The organism is Corynebacterium sp. c7Ub_26 (genome assembly GCF_053760365.1).
Map to the genome: position 1 here is coordinate 556978 of NZ_JBSNBL010000001.1, position 12746 is coordinate 569723.

Here is a 12746-nt window from a genome sequence, read left to right on the forward strand (position 1 = left end):
GCGTGGTTCGAGTTAAATACCCATGAATGCTGACTATGAAAAGGCCGGGTACGACAAGGCTGAGTCTTCGCCTTCTTTAGCCCCGGCACTGTTGGTGACCGGATGCACGTCAGACGCTGGCAAATCGGTCGTCGTTGCTGGAATGTGCCGGTCATTGGCACGTTGCGGCTATCGTGTCGCGCCTTTCAAAGCGCAGAACATGTCGAACAATTCGGCCGTCGTGTTGGCGACTGATTATTCAGCAGGTGCGGGCAACTCGGACAGTGGGGAAGCGGCCTCGTATCCAGCTTCTCATCACGAGAATGGCCGACGTCTCGTCGCTGGGGAAATCGGACGAGCCCAGGCATTGCAAGCTTTCGCGGCAGGGGTGACTCCCAGCGTCGACATGAACCCGGTCCTGCTGAAACCAGAGGCAGACCGTCGAAGCCAACTAGTCCTCCGCGGAGTCGCAACCGGCACCGTCGGCGCACGGGAATACATCGAACACCGCACACACTTGCGTGAGGTCAGCGCTCAAGCGTTGGAGTCGCTCCGCCGCGAATACGATGTGGTCATCTGTGAAGGGGCGGGTTCACCAGCAGAAATTAACCTCCGGCACACCGACATCGCGAACATGGGGCTGGCAGAAGCTGCGGATCTTCCCGTCGTCCTTGTCGGCGATATAGACCGCGGCGGTGTGCTCGCGCACTTTTTTGGCACGTACTTCATTCTCGATCCCAGTGACCGCGAACGATTTCAAGGTTTCATTGTCAACAAATTCCGCGGTGACGTCGGCATCCTTCAGTCGGGGTTAGACGAGGTCACACGCCGAACCGGTGTTCCGACGCTCGGCGTCATCCCCTTCGTCGGCGGTCTCTGGATAGACGCTGAAGATTCGCTCTCGGGTGCCAGTGGGCGAGTGGGCCCCGGTCGTCCGCCCATCGGGACCGACACCATACGGGTAGCCGCTGTTCGCCTGCCTCGGGTGTCTAATAGCACTGATATCGAGGCTCTATCGTGCGAGCCTGGCGTTGATGTGGAATGGACTACCTCGCCGGCGGCTATTGCCTCGGCGGATTTAGTGGTCGTTCCGGGGTCGAAGTCCACGATCCACGACTTAGAGTGGCTGAAGAAAACAGCTAGCCCTCAGCTTCAGGAACGCTACCGTGCTGGCCGGCCGATTTTAGGAATATGCGGCGGATTCCAGATGCTCTGCCACTCGATTACGGACCCCGTCGAGTCTGGCCATTCTGAACCCGTCGCCGGCTTGGATTTCTTGGACATCGATATCGAGTTTTTCCCAGAAAAAACGCTGGCCAATCACGGTACAGCCTTTGAGATCCACCACGGTCGAGTTGTCCGTCAAAATTGCCCAGGGTGGATCGGGCCACTTCCAGGTGACGAGAGTTCTGGCGATCACGTGGGCCCAGACGAACACGTAGTTTCAGGCAACCATGTCGGCAGTGCAGCACGCTACGAAGGAGCACATGACAAAGCTGTGTGGGGTACACACCGGCACGGACAACTCGAAGTCGATTCTTTCCGACAACAGTTCCTCCACGATGTTGCCCAGACATGCGGCTTATCTGGATTCGTCCCCGGACACGTCAGTTTCCATGACGCTCGCGCTGAACAGGTCGACCGGTTAGCCGACGCAGTGGACGCAGCACTGGGCGACGACTGGCCCGAACGATTGGGAATCGTGACAGACTAGCCGGCGTTGCTGACGCTATTCCGTGCTGCGTCGTCAATATGTCCACATCTGCGCCCAATGAGTGCGATGAATATAGGTGACAGAACGGCGACCATGTACACCACGCCGAAGGATCCGCCTGTCGACAAAGGCACGAGAGTGTGAAGAAGAGTCGCGGCCGCGACCGACATCGTCATCCCTGTCATGCCTGCTACCTGCAGCGCAGATCCCATAAAACCGGCCTTATCAGCTGGGGACAAGCTCATCGCTGCCGTGTTAATCCGGGGGTAGCTGTATCCCACGCCAAATCCGGTCAATGTCCAAAACGCTGTTATCCACGCCCAATGCGCCCCGGATGCGCTGCTTATACCGACACCAGCGGCGCTGATCCCCAAGATCGCAGCAGAGATCCACAACGTCACCGGGAGTGACCGCGGTTTGGCGCTCGACTGCACTTGCGATCCGATAAACCAGGTAATACCCGTTCCCGTCAGCGCGAGCCCAGTCAGCGTTGGTGGCAACCCATCACGACGTGCCAAAAGCAGAGGGATGAGCGCCTCGAGCCCGAAGAAAGCGTCGAAAAGGAATCTCAAAAGAACCATCGACGGAACATCACCCGCAGCGCGGAAAGTGCCGACGGGTACCAGCGGGCGAATCGCGACGGCGGTCACGCCTGTGGCGAGGAAGAAGATCAGAACACCCCACGTCGCGAAATCACCGGAAATCGAGAGTGGGTAGGACGCTATCGCGATAACGAGCGCCGCGATGAGCATCTTCGTTGCGTTGCGATGATCCGTCTCACGCGTTAATGGCGTCGTCGTGCGGGGGAGGAGAGGGAACACAATGATCGACGCCGCAGCTGAGATGCCGAAAAGCCAATGCCAGCTGAGACTCTCAGTAATAATCCCCGCAACCCCAGGTCCAATGAGTGTGGGGATCACCCACGCACCGGCCAAGGCTGCGAACATTTTCGTCTGCAGCTGGGAGGGATAGATGACGGCGATAATCGCATAGATGGCCACCACGATGGCGCCTCCGCCGAGCCCCTGGAACACGCGCGCGACGAGGAAGATCGGCATCGTCGGGGTGACAACAGCGAGTACCAGGCCTGCCACAAACAAGAGGCCGGAGCCTCGCAATGTTCTCATCGCTCCCCGGGAGTCGGCGAGCATTCCGCCAGCTACCATGGCGAAAATGGACGCTGCCGTCGCCGCGGTGAACGTCAGTGTATATGCGGTTCCCCCTGGTGCTCCCAGGCTTGCGGTGATGGTGGGCATGACGGACATGACTGCCGTCTGGTCAAACGCAGCAATGGTAATGAGCGTTATCAACCCGATCGTGAGAGCACGGTATTGTGATGAGAGTAGGCCTTCCTGGGCGTCGGACGTCGACCCCTTGAGAGCAAACCTATTTCCAGCCATAGATTGAGCAGTTTCCTCGTCACTTCTTCTTTCGCTAATTGACCACCTGTTTATATACGACGATGAGTGGGTAGGGCCACTCGCCCCACGGTGGGACTACAACCCCAGCCCAAGGAGAGCATTTTCATTGACCTCCGACAATGCCGGGTGGATCCAGTACTGTCCCTCGGCCACCTCAGGGACGGTCAGTTTCTGCTCCATCATGGTGATGAATTGATGGATCAACGTCGTGGCTTGTGGCCCGATGATGTGGGCACCCAGCAACTGTTTGCTCGTCGTATCAGCAATGAGTTTCACAAACCCGGTGGTATCTTCCATCGCCCAGCCATAGGCCACATCGCCATAATTCTGCGTCTTCACGGCCACAGTCGTGCCATTGTTGTCCGCCCAGTCCCGCGCTTCCTCCTCCGTCATACCGACGGTCGCGATTTGCGGGTGGGTAAACACTCCTGCAGGAACAAACGTGTGGTGGAAGGCCTGTTTACCAGCATCGGAGCCTCTTGTGGCTATCTCTCCCATGCCGGCTCGTGCTTCGTCAGGGCTTTCCAAGAGCCCCATATCAAGCAAGACATTGTGTTTGACGACCTTCGCCTCGTGATTGGCCACGTGCTTCAGCTGGTATGGCGACGACACATCCCCAAGCGCCCACACTCCGGGAGCAGTCGTTTCGCCGTACTTATTGACGACGATTCGCCCGCCATCATCAAGGTCTATACCGGCCACAGTGACGTTGAGGAGGTCGCCATTGGGGGTTCGTCCCATGGCGACGAGAAGCGTCTCGGCGCTGACTGTGGTTCCGTCGTCAAGAGTAAGGGTGACTCCCTCGGTGTTTTCTGTCTTTCTTTCCGCCTTGGTGACGGTGCGGCCAAGATATGTTGTCCAGCGCTCGGACGCGATCTCAGTGAAACGCTCTGAAAGGTCCGCCTCGAACCGCTTGAGCAAATGAGGCGACCGGTTAATGACGGTCACGTCCACCCCGAGCGCGCTGAAGACGTGAGCAAATTCGGCGGCGATAACCCCACCGCCGAGAATGATCATTGATGAGGGGAGATCGGGAATCCGGAGGATATCTTCGTTCGTGTGATAGGGCACATCTGACTCCGTAATCACGGACGGAATAAATGGCCGCGAACCCGCCGCCACGATAATGCGGTCCGCTGTGATCGTGACAGGCTGATCACCTTGGCCGGTGGCCAGAGTCCGGGGTCCGATAAAACGAGCGAACTGGTCGTAGACATCCACAGTCGGATTCTCATCACCACGGCGGTATTCTTCGCCACCGCGGGCAATAGGGTCGATACGACGCTCAAAAACACGACGCACGATAGCGGGCCAATCAACCCCGTCAACGTGGGCATGCACCCCGTACCGTTCCGATTCCCGCGCAGCCTCCGCAATATCGGCCGCATACACATACATCTTGGTGGGAATACAGCCGACATTCAGGCACGTCCCCCCAAACGTTCCCTTTTCGACGATGGCGATCCGCTTATCACCGAACTCAGGCCCCGGGATCATATTGCCGGACCCCGTCCCGATAATCATGAGGTCATAGTGCCGCGTCGGTGCTTCGGGCCCATTGTGAACGGGTTGAGGAATGACAGGATTATTGCGCTCAGCCGTCGAGGTTGCAGCCATTGAACGTCCTTTCTATATCGATGACATGCGAATGATGCCGTCGCTTTATCATGCGTACGCGAGTCTACATTTCGACTAACACCACAGAGGCGAGTCCTGTTCCCACGCGGCCTCATTAACGGTAGCTTTGGGCTTACCCCGTTTAAGGGTGCTGATGGCATGTAAATGGTCATTATGTTGGGCTTTTCACGACGGTTATGCCGTGCCTGTCCTCCGCGCCGGGTACTCTCAAACGGTGGGATGGTTTCGCGTTGGGATCGACCCACGATTCATGGTTCTTGACCGTGACGGGTCACCATAGCAATTGGCCGCGGGCCGATTTGCGCAATATGACAGACCAGAACGAATAACAACTCGCTTCTCTTACCGGCGTCGCGTTGATTCGCGGCGCTTCGAAGGATGATGAAAATCGTGTCAGAATCCACTGATCGCGTAGGAAAAGGAACCGATACCGACGTCGTGCTCATCGGTGCCGGAATTATCAGCTCTACGCTAAGTACTTTGCTCAAAGAGCTTCAACCGGATTGGGATCAGGTGATCCTGGAGCGTCTTGATATTCCGGCGGGGGAGTCGTCGTCACCATGGAATAATGCGGGCACTGGCCACTCGGCGCTGTGTGAGCTGAACTACACGCAGGAAGTCAATGGCGACATTGACATTACAAAAGCGGTGAGTGTGAACGAGAAGTTCCAGATCTCTCGCCAATTCTGGAGCTACCTCATTGAGGAAAATAAGCTAGGCAATCCGCGTGAGTTCGTTAACAAGTGCCCCCACATGTCGTTCGGGCACAGCGGTGAGCAGGTCCGTTTCCTCCGTAAGCGTTTTGATGTTCTCAGCAAGCACCCCTTGTTCCCGGGGATGCATTTCACGGATGACAACGAAAAGTTCGCTGAGAAACTGCCCCTGATGGCGCGTGGCCGTGACTACACGGAACCAGTGGCGATTTCGTGGACCAACGAGGGCACAGATATTAACTTTGGGGCCTTGACTCGCCAATATATTGACTACGTCACCCAGAATGGCGTCGAAATCCGGTACGGGAATGAGGTCCAAAACATCTCTCGCGAGGGCAGCCACTGGAAGGTAACCTCGGAGAACCTCCACACCGGGGACACGTCGGTCATTACCACAAACTTCGTCTTCGTCGGTGCGGGCGGAATGGCACTGCCGCTCCTAGAGAAGGCCGGCATCCCGGAAATTAAGGGCTACGGTGGCTTCCCTGTGTCCGGCGCCTGGTTGCGCTGCACCAACGAGGACTTGATCAAGCAGCACGCTGCGAAGGTGTATGGCAAGGCATCCGTGGGTGCTCCGCCGATGTCGGTACCCCACTTGGATACCCGCATTATCGACGGGAAACGTGGCCTTTTGTTCGGCCCCTACGCTGGTTGGACACCGAAGTTCCTCAAGAAGGGCAGCTTCTTGGACCTGCCGAAGTCGCTGCGTCCAGGGAATATCGCTTCGTTGGTCGGCGTCGGCCTTCAGGAATTCGGCCTCACCCGTTACCTCGTGGAAGAGGTGCTGAAGAACCAGACCGCTCGTGTGGAATCGCTCCGTGAGTACATGCCGTCGGCTCGTGCTGAGGATTGGGAGCTGGTTACCGCTGGTCAGCGTGTTCAGGTCATCAAGCCGATCGGTGCGCCGAAGTTCGGGTCCTTGGAGTTCGGAACCGCGGTGATCTCGAGCAACGACGGTTCCATCGCCGGTTTGATGGGTGCATCTCCGGGAGCCTCGATCGCTCCGTCGGCAATGATCGAACTGCTGGAGCGGTGCTTCGGCAGCAAGATGATCGAGTGGGCACCGAAGATCAAGGAAATGGTGCCGTCCTACGGCAAGTTGATGTCGCGTCACACCGATCTGTTCCACGAGCAGTGGGATCGTTCGCAGAAGGCGTTGCAGCTGGAATCCTAAACGGCTATTGAGCACGGCCTGGAATCGGTGACTGTTCGGTTCCGGGCCGTTTTCTCGTGTCTTTCACTTGTCGCATCCTGGTGTTTATTATCAGTGGCGGTAAACCGTTCACGGTAGGAAGTCTCTAGAGTAGGAAGTATGTTGCCTTCGTCACACAGCGTTTCGCTTTTCCCTTTCAGTGCCGTGGTTGGGCAGGATCAGCTGAAATTAGCGCTGATCTTGACCGCTATTTCTCCCCGCATCGGCGGTGTTGTCGTTCGAGGCGAAAAAGGCACAGCGAAGACGACGACAGTCCGCGCTTTCTCCCGGATGCTTCCGGACCCGAAGGCGAAGGTCGTTAACCTCCCGTTGGGCGCCACGGAAGACCGTGTGGTGGGGTCCATTGATGTGGAGCGCGTTCTGACTACCGGCCATGCTGAATACCAGCCCGGCCTACTCAGTGAAGCCAACGGGGGAGTGCTGTACGTCGATGAGATCAACCTGCTGGCGGACCATTTAGTCGATATCATCCTTGACGCTGCAGCAACCGGCCACATCAGCATCGAACGCGACGCGGTCTCTCACACTGAGGACACCGACTTCGTCCTCGTCGGCACGATGAACCCGGAAGAAGGGGAGTTGCGTCCGCAGCTCTTGGACCGGTTTGGTCTGGCTGTCGACGTTTCCGCGCCGCGTGATACTAAGTCGCGGACGGAAGTAATGCGCCGGCGCTTGGCCTTCGATGAGAACCCCGAGGAATTCCTCGAGCAGTGGGCCGATGCCGAGAGAGACATCGCGACGCGCATCGTCGCTGCTAAAGAACGTGTGACAGAAGTAGAACTCACCGACGTCGTCTTAGGGCGGATCGCATCCATCTGTGCATCCTTTGATGTCGATGGCATGCGCGCAGACCTGGTCATTGCCCGTGCCGCCGCCGCCCACGCTGCCTGGGAAGGCCGGACAACGATCAAAGACTCGGACATCAAAGTCGCGGCCGAATTGGCGCTCCCGCACCGCCGTCGAGACCCCTTCGATTCCCCTGATATCAGCGACGACGAGCTCGACGAAGCGTTGGACCGCGCACGTGACGAGGTCCCCGACGAACCGGATGACGACTCCGCGCCGGACAACACCGAGGATAGTGATGGTGACATCGATACCGACGATGCCGACGACGCCAGCGACGATGTCGACTCTGCTGAGACACCGGATCCAAGCGCTGAGCAGCCCACACCGCAGCAGAACCAGTCCGATGCGGACAACGATGACAACCGCGGTCCGGCACCGCAGGAAGGAGGCCGCGCCGCCCAGGGCGCGCCCTTTCGCCGCTAGGCTTGTTCAACTTCAGAAGCTAGGCCAGGTCGAATCCACTGCGCTGGGGAGGCGATCGCATGCCATCTCAGCGCACGGCTCAACTATCCGAGCAGTACGAGACGGCCACGGCTTCAACGTCGTCGGGACGGTCCTCGCCGCGGCAGACCGTGGAGCGCGGGTCGACAGTCACACTCACCGTGTTCCTCTGGAATCGAATGACGTGCGTGGAAGTATTCGTCGAGGATCGGAAGCAAACCTCGTCGTGTTCCTCGTCGATGCCTCGGGGTCGATGGCAGCACGTGACCGTCTCTCAGCTGTGACAGGGGCGATTATGTCGATGCTGACCGACGCTTACCAGCGCCGCGACAAAGTCGCCGTGATCACGATCCACGGGTCGGAAGCGACAGTCGTTCTTCCGCCGACGCGGTCGATCATGATCGCTGCCCGTCGTTTAGCCGACGTCAAAACCGGTGGACGTACGCCGTTGGCCGCTGGGCTCGATAAAGCCTATGAGCTGATTACTCGCGAACACTATCGCGAGCCTGGCCGCAGAGCCATCCTCATGTGTCTGTCGGACGGACGTGCCAATGGCAAAGGTGGTCTGGCCGCCGCTGAGGCAGCAGCTCGTCGTATCGCTCGTCGAGGGCTCGCAGGGAGTGTCGTCATCGATTGTGAACGCCAAGGCCGGGTGCGATTAGGTTTAGCATCGCGGTTAGCGGCTTATCTTCATGCCCCGTGTGTTCGGTTAGATGAGCTGTCGGCCGATAATCTAGGTGGAATCATCAAGACGTTTAGTTAAAACGCTGCTTGAGAACGTTGCGTTAGAACGTCGAGCCAGAGCAACCGCTCCGCTTAACCCTGAATAAGCACAGCGATAATTGGATAGACGCACGCGCGCAGGCACAGACAGTCACTGAGGAGAGAGACGACAATGCCCAAAGGAAAAGTTGATCCCGCGAACATTCCCAACGACGGATTAACAACACGACAGCGACGGATGCTCCCAGTCACCGGAGTCAACACCGGCGATGGCAAAGGAAAATCCACAGCTGCTTTCGGCATGGCCCTGCGCGCCTGGAACCAAGGGATGAGTATCGGCGTCTTCCAGTTCGTCAAATCCGCAAAATGGCGGGTCGGCGAGGAAGCCGTCTTCCGGAAACTAGGGGAGCTCCACGACGAGACCGGCGTCGGTGGGCCCGTCGAATGGCACAAAATGGGCGAAGGATGGTCATGGTCCCGGACCAAGGGAACCGAAGACGACCACGCGCGCAATGCCCTCGATGGGTGGTACGAGGTGGCCCGACGGCTCCACGAGGAAACCCACGATTTCTATGTTCTCGACGAATTCACCTACCCCATGGCATGGGGATGGGTCCCCGTTGAGGAAGTAGCCGAGACACTCCGGAACCGCCCCGGCACCCAACACGTCGTCATTACGGGCCGGCGCGCACCACAAGCGATCATTGACGTTGCCGACCTGGTGACCAAGATGGAGAAGATCAAGCACCCCATGGATCAAGGACGAAAAGGCCAGAAAGGTATCGAGTGGTAGACACCCAAGGTACGGGCGCGCCGGGACTTGTCATTGCCAGTTCAGCCTCTGGGACGGGAAAGACGACGCTTGCCACCGGTCTTATGGCGGCACTGAGCCGACGACACATTGTTGCGCCGTTTAAAGTGGGGCCCGACTACATTGACCCTGGTTATCACGGTGTAGCCACGGGCCGGCCAGGACGCAACCTCGATTCAGTCATGTGCGGAACCGACCGTATAGCCCCGCTGTATCGTCACGGCTCCTTGGGTGCGGACATTGCCGTGGTGGAAGGCGTGATGGGCCTTTTCGACGGTCGCATTCCTGCCTTGTCCTCGCATGTCGGTAACGAGAATAGTGGCGCCGCCCAGAGTGGCGCAGCTGTCAGTGGTGCAGTGGCCAGCGGCTCCACGGCTGAAGTAGCCCGCCTCGTTGGCCTCCCCGTCGTCCTCGTCATTGATGTCCGCGGAATGAGCCAGTCGGTCGGAGCCGTCGTGAAAGGTTTTTCGACCCTGGATCCGGACGTGACCATCGCTGGCGTGATCTTGAACCGAGTGGGCTCCACCAGACACACGGCTGTCGCAACAAAAGCGGTCGAAGAGCAGGGCGTTCCGGTCATTGGTGCAGTTCCGCGTGCCGTCGATGTCGAGGTGCCCAGCCGGCATTTGGGGCTCATCACGACATCCGAGTGGAGTGTCGAAGCGCAGGAAGCCGTCAGTCATATGGCGGCCATGGTGGAAGACTCCGTTGACCTGGACGCTGTGCGCCACCTGGCCACACCGCCCGCGCCGGGCCCGGTGTGGAATCCTGCTGAGGAGATCAAGCATTGCCACACTGGTGGCAGTCCTCGTCGATCCCAGCGACCATTGATTGCCATGGTAGGTGGGCCCGCATTTAGCTTCTCGTATGCAGAGCATCGGGAACTGCTCGACGCAGCGGGTGCTGATGTCATCGATGTGGATCCACTGGGGGATGAAGACACCGCGTGCGATGCTATCCGGCGGTCCGACGGAATTATCATTCCGGGTGGTTTTCCGGAAGAGCACGTGAAGGAGCTGTCTTCCAGGCGACGCTTGGCTGGACTCATCCGTGAATCAGCGGATTGCCATCGCCCTATTCACGCCGAGTGCGCTGGACTGTTGTGGCTCCTTGAAAGCCTGGAAGGCTATCCCATGTGTGGGGTATTCCCGGCATCCGCGCACATGAACATGCGGGTGATTCTCGGCTACCGCGAGGCTTCCGCGACACAGTCCTCAGCGTTATGGCATCAAGGGGACCAGCTCATTGGACACGAATTCCACCACACATCCCTCGTCATTGACGACGCTGCTACGGGTGGTTCGAGTGATCCGTCAGAACATCAGTCCGCGTGGACATGGACGGGATGGGACGGCCATGATGTCTACGAGGGGTGGGTACGCAACAACATTCACGCCTCGTATTTGCATATCCATCCCGCCGCTATGCCCAGCGCTATCGTCAATTTTGTCGACGCGTGCCGCGAGTTTCATGACGAGCAGGCGCATCATCACGCGTGAGCCGTCGCCTCGTCGGTAGTGGCGACAACCTGCGAACACAGCCAACCCATCAACCAGCGTCAGCCCCCAACGAGACCGAGACTAAGCTGAAGGCTATGACCGATTTGCCACCAGTGACCCTCCGACCGCTGCCGTCGGAGACTATCAGCGATATCCGAGGACAGCTTCGTGGAACAGTTGCCTTAGTCGGTGGTGGCCCAGGCGATCCAGGCCTGATCTCGTACCGTGGGTATCAATACGTGGGGGCCGCGGACGTCATTTTGATCGACCACTTAGCGCCTAATCTGTCGTCAATTATTCCCGCTGATTGCGATGTTATTGATGTGGCCAAGTTGCCATACCGCAAGTCGGTAGCCCAGGAAAAAATTAACTCGATGCTGGTTGAGCATGCGGAAGCCGGCCAATTTGTCGTTCGCCTGAAGGGCGGGGACCCCTTTATTTTCGGCCGTGGGCTCGAAGAGCAAGAGTACTGTGAAGACCAGAATGTACCGGTCACCGTTGTTCCGGGGATAACAAGCCCCATTGCAGTTCCCGAAACCGCCGGTGTGTCTGTGACTCAACGCGGCGTGACTCATGATTTCACCGTTGTGTCGGGCCACGTGCCCCCAGGGCACCCCAAGTCACTCGTGAACTGGGACGCATTAGGCCACATGAGGGGCACAATTTGCATCATCATGGGCGTGAAAAATGGTGGCGCCATCGCACAAGCGCTGATGGATGCAGGTCGTGATCCTGAAACCCCAGCTTTTGTCACTCAAGAAGGAACGACGTCCAACGAAAAATCGATTGCGACGACCTTGTCCTCGTTAGGACAGGTATTGGAAAACGTTAATCCGCCGGCGGTGATTGTCATCGGTGACGTCGCGGTACCGCGTCCCCACGCGGAATAAGCCCCTCACGCGAACTCGGCTCTCACGCCGAGTGAGCTCTATTGCGGAATGAGCATGGTGACGAGGTCGCCTTTCATCCCTTTCACCGCTCCCGTTTGGATTTCCGTCGGGAAACCCAACTCCTTGTCGATCACGCTGGATAACAGCTCGACCGCGTCTTCCTGCTTACATTCAGAAGCTTCCGCCAAGTGTCTAGCGACCAGGCCTTTATAAAACTTGTTGAAGTGAGAGACCACTTTTCTTTTTCCAGACGAGTCAATCGTTTCGACGCGAAGTTCTGTCGCGCCGGGCACTGGACCCAAATTCCGGTACGTTCCTGAGCGAAAATCGAATATCGCGTTGGATTGTGCGTCGGTGTTATCGCGCCATTCGACCAGAGTCTGAGTCAAAGTTGGTTTCCACCGCGCCCGCATTGTGGAGTCGTTCAAGGTAACGGTGCCGGATAGCCGGTGATGAGGGATAAAGTCGTCGGCAGAAATAACCCCGAATAATGCCGAACCTATTGCTAAACGACGAGTAGCTGAGGAGGACAAAGGCCCCACAGCTGGGCAGACATGACCGGCTTTCGTGATGGACTCGCCTCTGCCCGACGGAGCGAGTGCGTCGTACAGGACACCGGTATAGATCGTTAAAGCGAGGGCGGCCTGGCTGGTTAAAAGCTGGGCGTTTGATGCACGCTCGGAATCAAGGCGCTCAGACAATCCCAATACTTCCCGAGCACGCGCCCGCCCTTCGTCAGTCTCGACGCTGCACAAGGCGATGAGCTCATGAGCGATCTCTTGGCGCGTCGGATTGAGAGAGGGAAAGTGCAACGTGTCCCAATCCAAAGTTGTGCCATCACCGGGGGGAGGCTGG

10 protein-coding genes are annotated in these 12746 nt (G+C 58.1%); 7 read left to right on the top strand and 3 right to left on the bottom strand.

Going from position 1 to position 12746, the window contains the following annotated elements; genetic code table 11:
* Window positions 1-22 precede the first annotated feature (22 nt).
* Window positions 23-1693 carry a cobyric acid synthase gene (locus ACWORE_RS02380; protein WP_455302357.1) on the top strand — a complete coding sequence of 557 codons (1671 nt, stop codon included), beginning with the start codon at window positions 23-25 and terminating at the stop codon, window positions 1691-1693.
* On the opposite strand, the gene ACWORE_RS02385 is transcribed toward ACWORE_RS02380, so the two are convergent.
* Together ACWORE_RS02385 and mtr are read right to left on the bottom strand one after the other, a co-directional pair.
* Complete coding sequence (locus ACWORE_RS02385; protein WP_296135864.1) at window positions 1690-3093, bottom strand: MFS transporter; 1404 nt, start codon at window positions 3091-3093, stop codon at window positions 1690-1692. The two genes, ACWORE_RS02380 and ACWORE_RS02385, sit on opposite strands and share 4 nt — an antisense overlap.
* A gap of 96 nt (window positions 3094-3189) precedes the next feature.
* Entirely contained in the window at window positions 3190-4731 is a 1542-nt protein-coding gene (mtr, locus tag ACWORE_RS02390; protein WP_455302358.1) for a mycothione reductase, read from the bottom strand.
* Window positions 4732-5133: 402 nt separating this feature from the next.
* On the opposite strand from mtr, the gene mqo reads away from it, so the two are divergent.
* The 6 genes from mqo to cobA all read left to right on the top strand — a co-directional run bounded on the left by mqo (window position 5134) and on the right by cobA (window position 11891).
* Window positions 5134-6639: a malate dehydrogenase (quinone) gene (gene mqo / locus ACWORE_RS02395; protein WP_455302601.1), complete on the top strand. Its 1506-nt coding sequence runs from the start codon at window positions 5134-5136 to the stop codon at window positions 6637-6639.
* A gap of 138 nt (window positions 6640-6777) precedes the next feature.
* On the top strand, window positions 6778-7950 hold the full coding sequence (locus tag ACWORE_RS02400; protein WP_296135861.1) for an ATP-binding protein: 1173 nt from the start codon (window positions 6778-6780) through the stop codon (window positions 7948-7950).
* Complete coding sequence (locus ACWORE_RS02405; RefSeq protein ID WP_406604691.1) at window positions 7883-8731, top strand: vWA domain-containing protein; 849 nt, start codon at window positions 7883-7885, stop codon at window positions 8729-8731. Before ACWORE_RS02400 ends, ACWORE_RS02405 begins: the two co-directional genes overlap by 68 nt.
* 132 nt (window positions 8732-8863) lie before the next feature.
* On the top strand, window positions 8864-9484 hold the full coding sequence (gene cobO / locus ACWORE_RS02410; RefSeq protein ID WP_296135859.1) for a cob(I)yrinic acid a,c-diamide adenosyltransferase: 621 nt from the start codon (window positions 8864-8866) through the stop codon (window positions 9482-9484).
* Window positions 9478-11001 carry a cobyrinate a,c-diamide synthase gene (locus tag ACWORE_RS02415; RefSeq protein ID WP_455302360.1) on the top strand — a complete coding sequence of 508 codons (1524 nt, stop codon included), beginning with the start codon at window positions 9478-9480 and terminating at the stop codon, window positions 10999-11001. Before cobO ends, ACWORE_RS02415 begins: the two co-directional genes overlap by 7 nt.
* A 95-nt stretch (window positions 11002-11096) precedes the next feature.
* Window positions 11097-11891 carry a uroporphyrinogen-III C-methyltransferase gene (gene cobA / locus ACWORE_RS02420; protein ID WP_455302361.1) on the top strand — a complete coding sequence of 265 codons (795 nt, stop codon included), beginning with the start codon at window positions 11097-11099 and terminating at the stop codon, window positions 11889-11891.
* A gap of 38 nt (window positions 11892-11929) precedes the next feature.
* Here cobA and yaaA read toward each other — a convergent pair whose 3' ends face one another.
* Window positions 11930-12718 (bottom strand): peroxide stress protein YaaA, encoded by a 789-nt coding sequence (gene yaaA / locus ACWORE_RS02425; RefSeq protein WP_455302363.1) that lies wholly within the window; start codon window positions 12716-12718, stop codon window positions 11930-11932.
* Window positions 12719-12746: the final 28 nt, after the last annotated feature.

Excerpts from the sequence above, each read along its gene's own strand:
- ACWORE_RS02380 (WP_455302357.1), top strand. The coding sequence starts at position 23 with ATGAATGCTGACTATGAAAAGGCCGGGTACGACAAGGCTGAGTCTTCG.
- ACWORE_RS02385 (WP_296135864.1), bottom strand. The coding sequence starts at position 3,093 with ATGGCTGGAAATAGGTTTGCTCTCAAGGGGTCGACGTCCGACGCCCAG.
- mtr (WP_455302358.1), bottom strand. The coding sequence starts at position 4,731 with ATGGCTGCAACCTCGACGGCTGAGCGCAATAATCCTGTCATTCCTCAA.
- mqo (WP_455302601.1), top strand. The coding sequence starts at position 5,134 with ATGAAAATCGTGTCAGAATCCACTGATCGCGTAGGAAAAGGAACCGAT.
- ACWORE_RS02400 (WP_296135861.1), top strand. The coding sequence starts at position 6,778 with ATGTTGCCTTCGTCACACAGCGTTTCGCTTTTCCCTTTCAGTGCCGTG.
- ACWORE_RS02405 (WP_406604691.1), top strand. The coding sequence starts at position 7,883 with ATGACAACCGCGGTCCGGCACCGCAGGAAGGAGGCCGCGCCGCCCAGG.
- cobO (WP_296135859.1), top strand. The coding sequence starts at position 8,864 with ATGCCCAAAGGAAAAGTTGATCCCGCGAACATTCCCAACGACGGATTA.
- cobA (WP_455302361.1), top strand. The coding sequence starts at position 11,097 with ATGACCGATTTGCCACCAGTGACCCTCCGACCGCTGCCGTCGGAGACT.